This is a genomic window from Cohnella mopanensis (assembly GCF_022352055.1).
Taxonomy (GTDB): Bacteria; Bacillota; Bacilli; order Paenibacillales; family Paenibacillaceae; genus Cohnella; species Cohnella mopanensis.
This window is the reverse complement of record NZ_JAKRWM010000002.1, coordinates 222,132-239,265: the sequence shown is the minus strand read 5'-3', so window position 1 is coordinate 239,265 and position 17,134 is coordinate 222,132. Positions and strand designations below refer to the sequence as shown.

Sequence of the window (17,134 nt, the reverse complement as noted above, 5' to 3'; positions counted from 1 at the left end):
AGCAGGAACGCGATAGAAATTCCGTTTAACGTCGACGATCGGGAAGAAAACGATTGTTCACAACATTTTGCGTTTTCTTTTTGGGAGGGGTTGGTTATAATATGGGTAGTTAAGCGGAGGTGTGGAACATGTTACTTGCTGAGACAGCTGCGAAAGCGGCAGAGCAGTTAGAGTTGTTTGGAATGTCCAATAAGTTCTGGATCGTAATTTTGGTTCTGGCTTTGTTCCTCACGGCTATCTTGACGTCTTCTTATAACGAAGATAAAACCAAAGGGCTGTAAAGCCAACCTAAAGCCGGAGCTTTCCTCGAATAGGAGGAAGCTCCGGCTTTCTCGTGGCATGAACGCACAAAAAAACCGTCTCCCCCCGGAGACGGTCTTTTTGTGCCGGTTATGTTTACAGTCCGTGCATATCCTTCACACAAGATGCGCATACATAGCGCTCCTTGAATTCTCCGACGCCTTCCATCGAAGAACAGAATACACAACGAGGCCGATAACGTTCCAGAATGATGTGATCTCCTTGGACCAGTATTTCTACCGGATCCCCTTCGTTCATTTGATATCGTTTACGCAACGATTTTGGGAGTACAATACGTCCCAATTGGTCCACTTTACGAACTACGCCTGCAGGTTTCAATGCAGTACCTCCATTCATACGCTTATTCTAGCTAGTTATCTCGAAACCTTTTAGCCACTCTATACCGTTCTATAAAAATGCCTAATACCCTGCCAATCTATCGATTTGCTTAAAATAGTGCAACATTTCGACATAATAATCTCATAAAAAGTGGATTTTGTCGAATAATGTTGATTAAGACAAAGGAAATCCATTTTGCCTGAGCGCTTCGAATACGACAATAGCGGCCGAGTTGGCCAGATTTAACGAACGCACTTTATCCGTCATCGGAATCGTCATGCACGTGTCCGGGTTAGAGTCGAGTATCGCTTGCGGCAAACCGGCGGTTTCTTTGCCGAAGACGAAGAAATCCCCGTCGCGAAATTCAAAGTCCGTGTATCTCTTGTTTACTCGGGTACTCGCAAAGAAAAACCTCGAGCCCGGATTGGCCGCTTCCACCTCTTCGAACGAGTCGTAATACGTGATGTTAACCGCGTACCAATAGTCCAGTCCCGCCCGTTTCAAGACGCGATCATCCGTCGAGAAGCCTAAAGGACGAACCAAATGAAGATGAGTACCGGTAGCGGCGCAGGTTCTTGCGATGTTGCCCGTATTCGCCGGGATTTCCGGATTGACGAGCACGATGTGAAAAGCCAAGACAATTGCCTCCTTATGCAACACAAATTGAAAAATAGCGGCTTATGACCGCTATTTTTCATCATTCCTTATAGTCATCCAGCTTGCTTAAGCATTCCGGCTTTGGAAATCGCGCATGAATTCCGCCAAAGCGCGTACGCTTTCCGGAGGTACCGCATTGTAGATCGAAGCGCGTAAGCCTCCAACGCTACGATGGCCTTTCAAGCCGACGAAACCTTTCGCTTCCGATTCTTTAATGAATTGTTTCTCCAGCTCTTCGCTTGCTAGCGTAAAGGTAACATTCATTAATGAACGGCTGCCCTTTTCAGCGAAACCACGGTAGAACCCGTTACTGCTATCGATAATGTCGTAGATCAGGTTGGCTTTCTCGCGATTGCGTGCTTCCATTCCTGCGGCTCCGCCATTTGCTTTTACCCATTTAAGCACTTCGTTCATCATGTAGATGGCGAATGTCGGAGGCGTATTGTATAACGAATCCGCCTTCGCGTGCGTGTCGTAGCGAAGCATCGTAGGTACAGGTGTCGACGGCTTAACGATGAGGTCCTCGCGAATGATGACGATCGTTACCCCGGACGGTCCAAGATTTTTCTGAGCTCCGGCGTAAATAACACCGAATTTGGAAACATCGATCGGACGGCACAGAATGTCGCTCGACATGTCTCCGATCAAAGTGACATCGCCCGTGTCGGGAAATTCCGACCATTGCGTTCCTTCAATCGTCTCATTGGAAGTTAAATGCAAATACGCCACGTCGGAAGAATAATTCAATTCGCTAATCGCGGGAATCCGCTTATAGGAATCGGCTTCCGAAGATGCGGCGATGGAAGTATCGCCGAACAATTTAGCTTCTTGAATCGCTTTCGTTGCCCAGCTTCCCGTCGCGACATAAGACGCCGTAGTGCCTGGACGAAGCAAGTTCATTGGAATCATGGCGAATTGCGTGCTCGCTCCGCCTTGAACGAACAATACTTTGTACCCTTCAGGAATCGCAAGCAATTCCTTAAGTAAATTAACGGCTTCGAAGTGGACTTTCTCGTAAATAGCGCCTCGATGGGACATCTCCATCAAAGACATTCCGCTATTCTCGAATTCGACGAATTGCTCTTGGGCTTTCTGCAGTACTTCTAGCGGTAACGCCGCCGGACCAGCATTGAAATTATAAGCGCGGTTAGCCATCTTGTCCCCACCTTAAGTAAATTCATAATAGGCTTATCATATCAAAGCTTTACGCCCAAGAGCAACCATAATCCGTCCATTTTCGCCAGGTTTGTGACTGATTTCCGAACGAAAGCGGTATCATTGTTAAGAAATTTTCGTCTTTTTCTTATCACTGTATCGGATTGCCGGAATTTCGATTTGAACCGTCGTTCCGATTCCCTTCTTGCTGTGGATTTTAACTCCGTACTGATGTCCGTAATACAGCTTGATTCGTTCGTTAACGTTATGAATGCCGTATCCCGCCTTGGCGTCCTCCGTACCCTCGAATAATCGAGCAACGATTGGAGAGGACATGCCGACCCCGTCATCGATAATCCGGAATACGATCAGTTCGCGTTCAAGCGTTCCCGTAATCCGAATATGGATTCTGTCTCCGCACCAAGCATGCTTTAAACAGTTTTCAACAAAGGGCTGCAATATCAGCTTTAACGTATCAAAATGGATAATCCCCACGGAGATGTCGGTTTGAACCTGCATGCGTTCGCCGAATTTGACCTGTTGGATATCCAAGTACGCTTGAATTAACTCCAGCTCTTTAAGAATGGATATATTCGCGCGCCCATCGTTTAAGGATAACCGATAAAACTTCGCTAAATTCATAACCATCAGATGCTGAGTGTCCACGTCGCCGAACTTGGCTAATCGACTTATCGAGGATAATGTGTTGAACAAGAAATGCGGATTGATCTGTGCTTGCAGCGTCTCTAACTCCGCTTCCGTCTTGCGTAAATTCGTCACATAAACTTCCCTGATTAAACCGCCGATATTGTGGCCCATGTCGTTTAAGGCTAAGGAAATCCTAGTAAACTCGTCATTCCCTTTAAATAGAATTCGCTTATGGAATTCGCCTTCCTGAAACGAATCCAGTACGGACACGATTTTCGACACCCGTTTGGAGAAAAACCGGGAAATAAAGAAGCCGGCGATTGAGAAAATGGCAAAACAGGCCAAACAAATAATGAAGGTAAGCGTCCTTATCTTATCCGTATCTGTGTCCGTTAACTTGGTTGGAACAAGCGCGACGAGATTCCAATTCAATTCGGGCAGCGCCTGTTGAATGACCAAATGCTCCTTCGGATTCGCTCCCGTCCATGTATCGCCCGATTTCCATCCAGGCAATCCCGATGAGATCACGATACGCTGCTCATTATCCGTGACGAGAAGCGTCGTCCCCTCGCCGATTTTCTGAAAATCCAAGCTTTCGAATAATTCGGATAGATACACGCTAATCCGCAGAAATCCAATCTCTTTCATATCCGCTTGGCTAATATCGACTACTCTTCTGAGCAAAGAAATTCGGCCATACCTGTCGTCATCCTCGATTTTTCTCCACTGCATCGTCAATCCGTAGTTTTCCGGAGGAAACTGCCGATACCAAATCTTCTCATTAATTCGTTTGATGTGGTACCACTCCAACACTTGCGGATTCCTTAGCAAGGGGTCCGAGCTTCCCCATAAGCTATAAATTTCATTGAACGTTTCGTTATGAAAATAAAAGGACAACCACACCTTACTCGTCGTGGTTTCGATCGCCGTGCGGAATTTAGGCAGCATGTATTTCTTCGTCGCCTCGTAATTGACCCAGCCCATCTCGTAATGATGAAGATGTGCCGCCAGCTTATCATCGAAATAGAGCATATCGGAAATCCGCTGAATGTTTTCCATCTTATATTGGACGTTGTCCTTCATTTGCTGAAGCGTCCCTTGGATGTTGGTTCGAGTCTGCTTGCGCATCGATTCGACGAATACCGAATTCGCTATATATCCAACCAGAAGCACGGGAATAATAATAAATAAGGAATAGGAAAGCATGAGCTTATACCCGAACGGGATATATTTCCTAGCTTTGTTGACTTTCATCGGCCACTCACGCCTTTCCTGTTCAGCCTACTTACGATTTTCTCCGGTATTCTAGCGGTGTCATTCCGATAGTCTCCCTGAATTGCCTACTGAAATAGGGCAAGTAACGATAACCGACTAAACTTGCCACTTCGTATATTTTGAGCTTCGTATTTTTCAGAAGCTGCTGAGCCTTCTCCATCCGAAGCCCGATAATAAAGTCGCTGAAATTTTGCCCGGTTTCTTCTTTAAACAATACCCCTAAGTAGTTTGGCGAGAAGCTGAACTTGTCCGCGACCTCGCGTAACGTAATATTGTCTTGCAGTCGATCGCTGACGCTTGTAATGACGGCTTGAACAAGCTTGCCGTTCTTCGTATGTTTTTTCCGATATAACATTTCGGATAGTTCGAATACCCGGTAACGCAGCCATTTATGAATATCGTCGATCGTTTCGAATTGCAACAAAATATCGAGGTTTTTAAGCTCCATTCCAAGGAGCTTGAATAGATCTTCATTCATAGCTCGCAGATGATCATTGAGCTTCATGACCAAGTACATAGCGAAGTTATGGACGGTAACCCTTGATCCCATTACAGAAGTGATCTGAAATAACCCGGACAACTCGTCATGAATGCGCACCAAATCATAATGCGCCATGGCGGCCAGCATCGCGTCCAAGTGCTCGTCCAGGCTTTTCATGTCACGAGTCTCATGGCTTCCTACGTTATCGTAAGCGATCAACTTTCCTTTCCCCAGGAACATCTTTGATTCAATCGCCTCGACGGCCTGTCCGTAGGACGTATAGATCTCGGTCAAGCTGGCTACCGCTGCGCCCAAACCGATCGTTATCGTAAAGGGAAATACATCCTTGATCCGCGAGAGAACCTCATCCATCGTATGAAGATCAACGTTCTCTTCGAGCAATAGCGCGGTTCGTTGCTTCGAAATTCTGCATACATGCGTTATTCCATACTTGTTGAAACACTTTGATAGTTCCTCGTAGAAGCAGCTAAGCATTTTTTTGCGCTTCTCGTCTTCATACGGATTTAGCTTCCAGGAATAATCGTCGATTTCTATAAGGGCTACCCTCACCGGCCAATCTAGACGATCTAATCTATATTCTTTATCTAGCAGTTCAGAAGAGGCACTTTCCATTGGCCCCTCCAAAAGCTGAGTTAAATACTCGTTTTTGACGATGGGGACCATCTGCTTGTAAGCCTCTTCCGTATTCCGTTCCTTTTTCTTCTGATCCAGGTCTTGCCGGAGCTTGTTCAATGAATCAATAAGTTCCCGGTCATCCATCGGCTTCAGTACGTAACCGTGCGCATTCAACGAGAGCGCTTGCTTCACGTAATTAAAATCTTGATGCCCGCTAACGAATATGATTCGCAGGTTGTTCTGTTTCTCCAACGCTTTCTGCGCCAGCTCCAGCCCGGACATATTCGGCATTCGGATATCGGTTACGAGAATATCGATCTTCTCCGTCTCTATAACCTCGCAAGCGGCGAATCCATTGTTAACCGCTCCGACAACCTCCAAACCCAAATCTCCCCAAGGAATGAACTTGCGCATCCCTTCCAAGTCCAATATCTCATCATCCGCAAGCAGCACCTTATACATCTTGACTCACTCCTTGCAAAATGAATATCGGCAAGGAGAGTAAGCTATGGAAGCCTACTCTCCTTGCCTATGCTCTCTCTTTTCTTAGTTTCCGTTCATTTTCTTCACGTTAGCCTGCCAAGCTTCCGTTTGGTAATCCAATTGCTTCTGGTAGCCAACCGCGAATGCTTTCTCGTTCGCTTCGTCTAGGATTTTGAGAACTTCTTCATCGTTCTTGGCGTACAAGGCTTTCGCTCTATACTCATCGAAAATATCCTCGACGGCTTGAGTGGCGATACCCGCATCGCTATCTTTGGAAGGAAGCATGTTTACGGAATATTCCGTAGCATCGGCTTGCGTTTTCCAAGTGACTTCGTATTGGTAATGCGTATTCCAGTTCTGCTGTTCGATAGGCAACGTCGATTCGAATTTCGCTTTCGTCGTGTCGAGGAATACCGTGTTGCCGTTCCAGAAAATATTGTTGGAATCCGCTTGAAGCTTAGCAAGCCCTTCTTTGTCGGACGTATATTTCTCCGTGAAGATCGGAGTAATTCCGTCTTCCTCGAGCCCGTTCCAATATCCGCCTTCCGGTCCCCACATCAAGATGCGTTGTCCTTCAGGCCCCGTATACCAGTCAAGGAAAGCGAAGATTGCTTCAGGGTTTTTGGCCGCCTTCGTAATTACGCTAACGTTCCATCCCAATTTGCTGTACGTTCCCGGGAAAATTTTGTTTTTGTCTAATCCCGGCTTAGCGATTGGCCAAGTCACGAAGTATCCGGCTTCCGGATCTGTTTTAGACAGAATGCCGTCTCCTTCTGCCGCAAAATCGGTAGGGCTTGAGCTAGCGTATACGGCCACTTTGCCGTTCAATACTTTTTCTTTCACTTGATCGCGCGTTTGCGTCAAAGCGTCCTGCGTCATTAACTTCTCGCGGAACAATTTGGCTGCATACTGCATGGACTCACGGAATGTTGGATCGGCGAAGACCGAAGTCATTTTCCCGTCTTTAGGAATTGAGCGGTTACCTACCCAACGATTCAGAGCGTTTTCTTCGAATGCCGTGTACAGGACATCCAAGCCTTGGCCGTCGATAACAAGCTCTGGCTCGAACGGTACAACGTCTTTGTATTTCGCTTTTACGGCTTTCAGGTATTCGTACAAGTCGTCCGTCGTTTCTAATTTAGGAGATCCGAGTTCTTTGTAAATTTTCTTATTAATGACATAACCCGCATTCCCGTTCGGTTGGTTCGTGTACCAGTTCGGGAACTGATACAATTTGCCGTCGTCGCTGCGAAGCATGTTAATCGCTTCCGTGCTCAACCATTTTTTCAAATTCGGATACTTATCGATATAGTCATCGAATGGAACGAGCATATCCGACTCGATCAACAGCTTGATATCCGCGGAGTGACGATCCGCCCATATGACGTCCGGAAGATCTTTCGATGCCATCATCGTGTTTAGTTTTTGCTTGGCATTATTCGCGGATTGAATGGCTTTGATGTTAACCTTCATGTTTTCCTTGATCCACTTGGAAGCAACGTCCTCTCCCCACTGCGGCATCGAGTACCAGTCATAATGGCCGTAGAAGCTAAATTCAAGCGGTTCTTTGCCGATTTCGTAAATATCCGCCGCCGGCGCGCTTTCACTTGGAGAAGTGTCGCCGCCGCTTGCGGAAGAAGTGCTGCCGCCTGCCGCCCCTTCTTTACCCCCGTTGTTGTTTTTACCGGAACAACCAGCCAGGACAAGCGATAAGATCATTAGGACTGCGACTGAAACGAGTAAAGCTTTTTTCGTGCTTCTCATTTTCTAAATGCCCCTTCCTTAATTAAATATAATCTATGTTTAAAGCAATTTGCTCTAAACTCGGGAGACAATCCTCTTACTCTTTCAAGGATCCGACTAACACGCCTTTAACGAAATACCTTTGCAAGAACGGATAGACGCAGATGATCGGAAGCGTAGCCACCATCATAATGGCCATCGATAGCGATTTGCTCGTAATGCTCTGCATCCGTCCCAGAATCGCCTGGGAAGCCGTATCGAGCGCCGAAGTGTTAGCCGTGATGACGTTCGTATTCAGAACCTGCTGCAGAAGCGTCTGAATGGGAATCAGCTTCTCGTTCGTAATATAGATACTAGGCAAGAACCATTCATTCCAATGGTATACCGCAGTAAAAAGCGCCAAGGTCGCGATGACGGGACCGGAAAGCGGAAGTACGATTCTGAAGTACGTTCCCCAGTTCCCGCAGCCGTCGATCTTCGCCGACTCTTGCAAGCCATCCGGCAAACCGTTGAAGAATGTCCGAAATATGATCATATTCCAGACGCTAATGAGCGAAGGAATAATGTACACCCAGAAAGAGTTGTCTAATCCAATGCCGCGGATGAGCAAGTAGGTCGGAATCAAACCGCCGCCGAAATACATCGTGATAATACAGACGACCATATAAAACTTGCGTCCGATCAACTCTCTCTTGGTCATTCCGTAGGCTAATATCGAAGTGGCCAGAATCGAGGTAATCGTACCGACAACCGTACGTAATATCGTGACGGTGAACGCACCGACCAGTTTGTCATTTTTGAACACGGTACTATAATTTTCCCACGTCCAAGCTCTCGGCCAGAAGGTTACGCCCCCGAGCGCCGTATCCTTCCCTTCATTGAAGGAGATAACCAACGCATTCCAGAACGGATAGAAGGTCGAGAAGGCTAGCAGTATCAACAGGATATAAATAGTAATGATCATCGTACGATCGCCGAAACCAAGTCTTCTCATGGATGTCCACGCTTCCTTCCGCAAATTTGGCACTTTACCATAAGCTGTTTCCCGATCGACGACCCAAGTAGTTAGCCATAATTAACATTCCAACGCTTATGACGGCTTTGAATAATCCGATTGCCGTCGCATAAGCGTATCGTCCGTTCTGGATACCCGTTCGGTACACGTACGTATCCAATACGTCCGTAACTTCTCTCAATAGCGGATTGGCGCCCAGAAGCAAAATATCTTCGAAACCTGCATTTAATAGATTTCCCATAGCCAAAATCATGAAAATGATAACGACCGGCATGATGGAAGGTAATGTGATCAGGAACATCTGCTTAAACTTGCTTGCTCCATCCATCTCGGCTGCTTCGTACATATGGGGATCAACGCCGGCAATCGCCGCAAGGTAGACGATGGAGGCGAAACCGATGTCTTTCCACACGTTCGCAGTAATTAGGATTGTCCAGAAATATTCCGGAATGGAGAGAAAGTTGATCGGATCTTCGATCAGATTCGCCTTCTCGAGCGCAATATTAATACTGCCATTATCCGTAGCCAGCATCGAGCCAAAAAAGCCCGCAACGATAACCCAAGATAAGAAATAAGGAAGATAACTGACGGTTTGGACCAATCTTTTGAAAAACATATTTTTCACTTCGTTCAACATAAGCGCCAGCAAGATGGGAGCCGGAAAACCGATACAAAACTTCAACAGGCTCACGATCACCGTGTTGCGCATAACCCTTGAGAAATCGGGACTATGAAAGAACTGCTCGAAATACTTAAATCCAACCCAAGGACTATCCATAAACCCTTTAATAATGTTGTAATTCTTAAATGCCGTCAGAACCCCGTACATCGGAATGTAACTGAAGACGAAAATTACGAGCAGCGCCGGTATCACCATCAGTTGAATATCCCATTGCTTGAGGAACCGGACTAATGTGTTTTTCGTCTTTTTTTTCCGTACGACATCTTTGTTCAGCGTTAGCTGAGCCATACCCACCCCTCCTGCTGCCAATCCTTCATATCCCTTATTTTATAAGGTTGTAAGCGCTATTAAAATTTGCCTCATCAACTAAAAATGATACTTATCAAATGACTTTCGTTGATAAACGCAAAAAAACAGCCCTCCATCCAGAAGGATGAAAGGCTGTTTGTAGTTGATGATTTCGTCAATCGATTAGCAATCGAAGTAGAGGCCGTATTCATGCGGATGAATGCGGATCGCGACTGCTTTTGCTTCCGCGCGTTTCACGTTTACATAGTTCTCGATGAACTCTTTCGTGAATACGCCGCCTTCAGTCAAGAACTCGCAATCAGCTTCCAGAGCGTCAAGCGCTTCGTCCAATGTACCCGGAACGCTGCGAATTTCTTTCTTCTGCTCATCGGAAAGCTCGTAGATGTTCGTGTCGAAAGGTCCATAACCAAGAGCGGATGGATCTATTTTGCGTTTGATTCCGTCCAAACCTGCCATCAGCATAGCTGCGAATGCAAGATATGGGTTAGCCGTGGAATCCGGCGTACGGAACTCGATGCGGCAGCCTTTAGGTGTAACCGCTGCAACAGGGATACGAACCGCTGCGGAACGGTTGCCTTTGGAATAAACCAAGTTAACCGGTGCTTCGTAACCAGGAACCAGACGTTTGAACGAGTTCGTGGACGGGTTCGTGATCGCGATCAAAGCAGGAGCATGGTGGAGAATACCGCCGATGTAGTGCAACGCCATTTCGCTCAGGTTAGCATAAGCGCCTTTTTCGTAGAACAAAGGCTCGCTGCCGTTGAAAATGGACGAGTGAACGTGCATCCCGCTACCATTATCGCCGAACAGAGGTTTTGGCATGAATGTCGCAACTTTGCCGTATTGGCGAGCAACGTTATGCACGATATATTTGTATTTCATCAAGTTATCAGCAGTAGTCGTCAACGTATCGAAACGGAAGTTGATTTCCGCTTGGCCCGCAGTAGCTACCTCGTGGTGATGGCGCTCGATGCGAAGGCCTGCTTCTTGCATCTGGCGAACCATTTCGCTACGGATATCTTGTTGGGAATCGACAGGAGCAACCGGAACGTAGCCGCCTTTAACACCGATTTTGAAACCAAGGTTTCCGCCTTCTTCTTTACGGTTCGTGTTCCAAGCCGCTTCTTCGGAATCTACATAGAAGGAAGAAGAATTCATCGTGGATTCGTAGCGAACGTCGTCAAAGATGAAAAATTCGGATTCAGGAGCGAAGAATGCAGTCGTACCTACTCCTGTTGTTTGCAAATATTCTTCAGCCTTGTGCGCGATAGAGCGAGGATCACGCTCGTAACGTGCGCCATCAGGCGTATGGATGTTAGAAACGATGATTAATGTCGAATGCGCTGTGAAAGGATCCACATATGCTGTATTCGTGTCTGGCATCATAACCATATCGGATTCTTCGATACCACGGAAACCCGTGATGGAGGAACCGTCGAATGCTACCCCGTTAACGAACGTTTCCGCATCGACTTCGGTAGCTGGCAAAGTAATGTGATGAGCGCGACCTGCAAGGTCGATAAAACGGAAATCAACGAACTCGATGTTTTTTTCCTTGATCAAATCCAAAACTTGTTGTACTGACATTTTGAATTTCCTCCCCATTTCCGAACATTAAGTGTGTGAAACCGATCTATTGTTCAAGTTTTCACTGAACTTATGAAGTTATTATAAAACTCTCCTATTTGAGCGTCAATACTTATGTAAGGTATTTTTTGTGGTTGTGTCAGCATTGCTCACAACTTCAACAAAATTTCATAAATATTACCTGATCTTTTCCTCGCAATATCTCCCATCCCGTACGGACAGGGCATAATCCCCTTATAAAATTGTATGCGCTTTCGTTAAATCCCCTGTAAAACCTGACATGGATTATTCATTCCCCTCTATAGAGATCCTAGATTCAAACGGGATCGCCGATTGTACTTCTATATGCTTCTATAAGGAAAAAACGTCCAGATTCCGAACGAAACAAAAAAATCACATCGCAGCCGACGGAAACCCGTTCAGCATACGATGTGATGGTAGGAATCGTTTATTTAATCCAAGTTGCGAAAGCTTCTGCAGGCGCTTTCTCCGTATCGAATTTCTTGCCGAGAAGCGGCGCAAGCTGCTCCAACTCCTTGAGCAAGTTCGCGAATTGATCCGGGAAGAGAGATTGCACGCCATCTCCGGTCGCCGAGTTATCCGGATCTGTATGCATTTCGATAATAAGACCGTTCGCTCCAGCCGCCAACGAAGCTTTGGTCATCGTCTCGACCAGCTCGCGGCGCCCGGTCGCATGGCTTGGATCCGCAATGACCGGAAGATGCGACAATTGTTGGATAACCGGAATGGCCGTCAAATCGAACGTATTCCGCGTGTACGTTTCGAACGTACGAATTCCACGTTCGCATAACATTACGTTGGGATTACCGCCGGCTAGAATGTACTCTGCCGCATTTAACCACTCATCGTACGTCGCGCTGAAACCGCGCTTGAGCAATACCGGGTTTTTGATCGTGCCAAGCTTACGAAGCAGATCGAAGTTCTGCATGTTACGCGTACCCACCTGCATGATGTCCGCATATTCCGCGCATACGTCCACGAACTCCGGAGCCATGACTTCGGTTATCGTAAGCAGGCCATATTTGTCTCCCGCTTCCTTCATCCACTTCAGCCCTTCCACTCCGATCCCTTGGAAGCTATATGGACCCGTGCGCGGCTTGAACGCTCCTCCACGCAATACCTGTCCGCCGGCCGATTTCACTAGCCGAGCGATCTCGTCAATTTGTTCTGGCGTCTCTACCGCGCATGGTCCGCCCATGACGACCAGATTATCTCCGCCGATCTTAACGCCTTTCACTTCGATAATCGTATCGTCCGGATGGAAATCGCGGCTAGCGAGCTTATACGATTTCGAAATCTTGATTACGTTCTCTACGCCTTTCATCGAACGAATATGTTCGGCTAGCGTAGGCTCAGCTTTACCGATAATTCCGATGACGGTGCGGTCCGTTCCGCGCGACACATGCGTCTGGACACCGGATTGTTCAATATAACGGACGATTTCCGCAATGCGCTCGTCGGCAATTTGAGGGGAAGTAATTACGATCATGACATTCACTCTCCTGAATGATTTAACGCGTATACGCTTCAACGCTTATACGCTTTTAAGCACTAAAGTAAATATAGATGATAAAATGTCCATTGTCAACCCTGCTAACCGCCTTGGCAGCCCATTGTTCGTGGAGCATTTCAATCCCCGCTTTTACTGGAGTTTCATTCTACATGGAAAGTGCACACCGTATTTTCTCCGCCTATCTTAAATGAATAAGTTCCTGGTTTCGGATCATTAAACAAGAAGACGTTATCTCCCTGTTTCAACGAGGCCTCTACATTTAATTCGCTAGACACGAGCATTAGATTATCGCTTGCATTGGAAGCGACATGGAAGATCGCCTTTATCATGCCGCCTTCGTCGAACTCCGTGAGGGTAGGACTACAACCCGCTGCGCTAATATCGATTACCGCAACTTGAAGATCATTTTCCTCATCGTAGTGGGCTTGCTGCGTCAAAGGGTGACCAATCTGACCGACCGATACCGAGTTCCCCCATAACAAGATCGCGCCCGCAATTGCCGCCGTTCCAACTCCATAGAGGATGATGAACTTCGTGCCATGTTGAAAAGCGCTTTTTTTGCTCTGTATTTTGTTAATTCGATCGGCATTCGACTGCCATTCGATCGAACGCAACAGCAAGAAGACAAGGACGACATAGACGATGTCCGTTGCGAACACGACATCACTGGTCGAGAAAAACCTTACGCCAAATACGATACCGGCAAAGGCGCTTACGCTCCCGGATAGTATGGCATGCACCGAGAAGAGAATGCCAAATCTTTTTCCCGCAAAATACCCAAACGCCGCAACGACGGGAATAGCTATCGTAATGGCCTTAAGCTGACTGTATTCCAAGGTTTGCACCAATAAGATCCCCTGAGCCGCGCCAACCAATACCGTGACTAACGTCACATAAAATTTGCCTGACTTATCCGATAGTAGATTTTTCCGCCTATCCAGCATGAATAAAGAATACCCGCCGGTAAGCAAAATCATGATGAGACTACTTATATTCAATAGCATGGAACGACACCCCTTCATACGATATAGTCGATCAAGCTAAAGCCGATCTGCAAAATGCCAATCCGGATAGACGTAAGGTATTTTCGCTGGCGAAGCTGGCGCTACGCTTTCTATGTTGATTTTGATGACCTTCTGACCGCGATATTCGGCAATCCCGATCGTACCTGTAACGGTAATCCAAGAATCATCGGCATATTGCTGGGCGTCCGGCGATTCGGCAATGATTCCATAGGGAGAAATATCCGCAATACAATGGGTCATGGCCATTCTGCCGACAATGAACTGAGCGTCCGTTAACCCTTCTTCCCGGTATACGAATCCGGTAATCGTCAATTTCTTATCTTGAAAATTGTTAGCGAACGTATTTAACGCTTGCAGCTTCTCGATAAACCACTCGTCCGTCATTTCAATCGATTCCTGCTCGAATAACAACATGCCTAATTTCGCATAATCACGGTTGTACACGGTCGTCTTGAATCGTTCTTTCAGAGCCGGATCCTGATCTCCGTCGACTTCGACCAAATCCCCTTGCGAAGCTTTGCCGCTATATACCGCCCCTCCGAGGTTCATCCCTTTATTCTGCGCCAGTGAACCCGCAAGCGCGGAATTCGGCAAGAAAGCTCCTAACAAGAGAGGGAGGATAAAGACAAAATAGACCAACGAACTTCTCCAACCCGAACCCGGCAATGCGCTTTGATCGTGATCGTGATCGTGTCCGCACTCGCACTCAACAACCGTTCGTTTCATAGAAACGAATCCGATATAATATTGAAAACCCGTCGCCACGACAAGGAACGCAGCAGCCACCCAAGCATAGATCATCAGATGGGGAGCAATGTACAGCAGCATTTCACCCGAGAACAATAAATAAATCATAAGGCCGGCAAATCCAGTCAGAATAACCGCCTTCAATGCAATATGAAGCCATTCGGAATTTCTTCTGCCCATCGTTAAGCCCGCCTCATTTCAGAAAGGTATAATCCAGCGCTAAAGTCCCTACATAGACTAAAACAATGACGAAAGCGCTGAGCATGATGACGAACTTCGTTCTGAATACCGCCGACATCATTAGTACTCCCTTAAGGTTCAGCATCGGGCCGAAAACCATAAATGCAACAAGCGAACCTGGGGTAAACGTCGTAACGAAAGATTGCGCGACGAACGCATCCGAAGTTGAACAGAGTGACAATATAAACCCCAAGCCCATCATAAGGGCATTCGCGCTGCCTTGACCTTGTCCCAAGGCAACGAGATCGGCTTGAGAAACGAATGTTTGAAGCAAACCTACGAGGAATGCCCCGAAAATAATGAACTTGCCCATGTCGAAAAATTCGCTAATGGCATGTCCCATAACGGTTACAAGCTTATTGTCCCGATGATGATCATGCTCGTGGGAATGCGACGGTTCTTGGACTCTCATCTGATTCGCGCGCACGAATCGGTAGATGATCAAGCCGACTATGAGTGCGACGGCGAATGCCAACCCCATTCGTGCATATGCGATTTCTGGGCGCCCGCGAAATGCCGTCAGCGTAGACCAGAAAACGATAGGATTAACAATCGGACCTACTAAAATAAAAGTGATCGCAACGTACAACGGCATCCCTTTGTTGATCAACCTACGAATAGCCGGAACCATTCCGCATTCGCACAGAGGAAAAATAATGCCTAGCACGCTCGCGGCGATTATTCCTAAGATCGGGTTTTTCGGAATCATCCTTTTCATCAGCCGATCGGACACGAACACATGCAACAGCGCGGACGTGAATACTCCGATCCATAGAAAAGGCATCGTCTCCAGTACAATGCTAACAAAAACCGTTTTGAAAATGAGCAAATTCGGACTATCCAGTATCGTTCCAGGAGCGTAGTTGGATAAAATGTACATAGCAGCAATAAAGGCCAAACAAACAATTGCGAATAGGTTCGTATAGGATTTCCGAGGTTTGTCGCGGGTCGTCATTACGTTGGACATGGCTATCCCCTTCCCGTCACAGGCTACCCACTCGTTGGATGAGCCATATTGCCCCCATTAGAAGCGCTACGCCCGAGCCTGCAATAACCGCTTGCCTAGAATACTTATATCGATGAAGACGATAGAGCAACGGAACGAGCACCGCGACGATAATAAGCTGCACCAGCTCGATTCCTACATTAAAGCTGATTAGATCTACTGCGAGCTCGCTTCTGGGCAGCTCCATTCCCTTCAAAATATCCGCAAAACCCATGCCATGTATAAGTCCGAACAAGAAGGTAAGGACCCAACGATAGCTCACGCTCCGCCGTATCATATTATCAACCGCGACGAAACAGATGCTTAGGGCGATAAGCGGTTCTACGATCGACGGAGAAATATTGATCCAGCCTATAACGGTTAAAGAAAGCGTTACGCTATGCGCTACGGTGAACGCGGTAATCATCGCTGCATATTGTTTGAACGTCTGCCTGGCGATTAATAACGAAAATAGGAAAAGCAAATGATCGTACCCGCCCAGAATGTGGTTTATGCCTAATCTAAGAAATGAAAGCCAACCGGAAGTCACTTGCGTCGCATGCTCACCAGTGGAAGACTCCGATCGTTTCGTCGACTCTTCCGAGTCAGTTGCTCCCTCCGTTAGCGAGTGCTGCGTCAAATCCGGGTACAACGAGGAATATTCCTCGCCGGATAACGCAATCGCCCACGTACGATTATCCGCCGATAAAGCCGCAGTGCTCTTCTGCGGTCCATAATGAGCGGTCAATAGATTCACGTAATTCGTTTTCTTATCGTTCTTATATAATGTATCCATCAGGGAAAGCGAAAGATTATCTTCAACCGGTGGATAGACAGCTTTCAGAACGACTTCCGATTCGCCCCCGCGCCTTTCGAGAACCAGACTCTGTAGCTCCGTCCACGAACGGGATTCCCCGCCTATTGCGAGCGTTAAGTGATCCTGAAATATGGTCGCCAGCCGATCCTTGATCGCATCGAATTCCGCTTCATCATACATCCCGTTACGATCCAAGTCGCCTCCCGCAAGCTCGATCGCCGACAATTCGTCTACTGCGAAAGTCATCATCGTTATCGATTGGGTTAATTCAAGCGTCGTATAGCTTGCGCTGTATGCATGAGCCTCAGCCACGCGATTAGATGGCATTAACAGCATTAACAACAATGCGAATACTAGACTTGCGACGATTCGGCTAATGTGAGATTTCGAGTTATTCATGAATAGGCCTCCATGCTTGTCTTGTAAGAAGAGAGGGAGAGGGATGCCATTCTCGCGAACGGCGTCCCTCTATTGCA

The 17,134-nt window shown here is 47.0% G+C and carries 15 protein-coding genes; 1 reads left to right on the top strand and 14 read right to left on the bottom strand.

The annotated features are described in order from the left end of the window. The first annotated feature begins 128 nt into the window (after window positions 1-128). Window positions 129-281, top strand: coding sequence for a hypothetical protein (locus L3D05_RS05220; protein ID WP_239615363.1), 153 nt, complete (start codon window positions 129-131; stop codon window positions 279-281). A 115-nt stretch (window positions 282-396) separates the two neighbouring features. On the opposite strand, the gene L3D05_RS05215 is transcribed toward L3D05_RS05220, so the two are convergent. The 14 genes from L3D05_RS05215 to L3D05_RS05150 all read right to left on the bottom strand — a co-directional run bounded on the left by L3D05_RS05215 (window position 397) and on the right by L3D05_RS05150 (window position 17,057). Further along, a complete protein-coding gene (locus L3D05_RS05215) occupies window positions 397-639 on the bottom strand; it encodes an AbrB/MazE/SpoVT family DNA-binding domain-containing protein (protein WP_115992011.1) in 243 nt (80 codons plus the stop codon). A gap of 174 nt (window positions 640-813) precedes the next feature. Then, the gene (trmL, locus tag L3D05_RS05210; protein ID WP_239614954.1) at window positions 814-1,275 is read right to left on the bottom strand and encodes a tRNA (uridine(34)/cytosine(34)/5-carboxymethylaminomethyluridine(34)-2'-O)-methyltransferase TrmL; all 462 of its coding nucleotides are present in this window, start codon (window positions 1,273-1,275) and stop codon (window positions 814-816) included. A gap of 87 nt (window positions 1,276-1,362) precedes the next feature. Continuing rightward, window positions 1,363-2,451, bottom strand: coding sequence for a 3-phosphoserine/phosphohydroxythreonine transaminase (gene serC / locus L3D05_RS05205; RefSeq protein ID WP_239614953.1), 1,089 nt, complete (start codon window positions 2,449-2,451; stop codon window positions 1,363-1,365). A gap of 126 nt (window positions 2,452-2,577) precedes the next feature. Continuing rightward, window positions 2,578-4,353: a sensor histidine kinase gene (locus tag L3D05_RS05200; RefSeq protein WP_239614952.1), complete on the bottom strand. Its 1,776-nt coding sequence runs from the start codon at window positions 4,351-4,353 to the stop codon at window positions 2,578-2,580. A gap of 31 nt (window positions 4,354-4,384) precedes the next feature. Then, window positions 4,385-5,953 carry a response regulator gene (locus tag L3D05_RS05195; RefSeq protein WP_239614951.1) on the bottom strand — a complete coding sequence of 523 codons (1,569 nt, stop codon included), beginning with the start codon at window positions 5,951-5,953 and terminating at the stop codon, window positions 4,385-4,387. An 84-nt stretch (window positions 5,954-6,037) separates the two neighbouring features. Further along, on the bottom strand, window positions 6,038-7,738 hold the full coding sequence (locus L3D05_RS05190; RefSeq protein WP_239614950.1) for an extracellular solute-binding protein: 1,701 nt from the start codon (window positions 7,736-7,738) through the stop codon (window positions 6,038-6,040). A 76-nt stretch (window positions 7,739-7,814) separates the two neighbouring features. After that, window positions 7,815-8,711, bottom strand: coding sequence for a carbohydrate ABC transporter permease (locus L3D05_RS05185; RefSeq protein WP_239614949.1), 897 nt, complete (start codon window positions 8,709-8,711; stop codon window positions 7,815-7,817). Window positions 8,712-8,745: 34 nt separating this feature from the next. Next, entirely contained in the window at window positions 8,746-9,702 is a 957-nt protein-coding gene (locus L3D05_RS05180) for an ABC transporter permease (protein ID WP_239614948.1), read from the bottom strand. Between the two features lie 183 nt (window positions 9,703-9,885). Next, complete coding sequence (gene glnA, locus L3D05_RS05175) at window positions 9,886-11,310, bottom strand: type I glutamate--ammonia ligase (RefSeq protein ID WP_239614947.1); 1,425 nt, start codon at window positions 11,308-11,310, stop codon at window positions 9,886-9,888. A 448-nt stretch (window positions 11,311-11,758) separates the two neighbouring features. Beyond that, window positions 11,759-12,820 (bottom strand): 3-deoxy-7-phosphoheptulonate synthase, encoded by a 1,062-nt coding sequence (gene aroF, locus L3D05_RS05170; RefSeq protein WP_239614946.1) that lies wholly within the window; start codon window positions 12,818-12,820, stop codon window positions 11,759-11,761. 164 nt (window positions 12,821-12,984) lie between these two features. Continuing rightward, window positions 12,985-13,848, bottom strand: coding sequence for a hypothetical protein (locus L3D05_RS05165; RefSeq protein WP_239614945.1), 864 nt, complete (start codon window positions 13,846-13,848; stop codon window positions 12,985-12,987). A gap of 36 nt (window positions 13,849-13,884) precedes the next feature. Next, on the bottom strand, window positions 13,885-14,796 hold the full coding sequence (locus tag L3D05_RS05160) for a TIGR03943 family putative permease subunit (RefSeq protein WP_239614944.1): 912 nt from the start codon (window positions 14,794-14,796) through the stop codon (window positions 13,885-13,887). A 13-nt stretch (window positions 14,797-14,809) separates the two neighbouring features. Then, complete coding sequence (locus tag L3D05_RS05155) at window positions 14,810-15,823, bottom strand: permease (RefSeq protein WP_239614943.1); 1,014 nt, start codon at window positions 15,821-15,823, stop codon at window positions 14,810-14,812. 16 nt (window positions 15,824-15,839) lie between these two features. Then, a complete protein-coding gene (locus L3D05_RS05150; RefSeq protein WP_239614942.1) occupies window positions 15,840-17,057 on the bottom strand; it encodes a HupE/UreJ family protein in 1,218 nt (405 codons plus the stop codon). Between the last annotated feature and the right edge of the window lie 77 nt (window positions 17,058-17,134).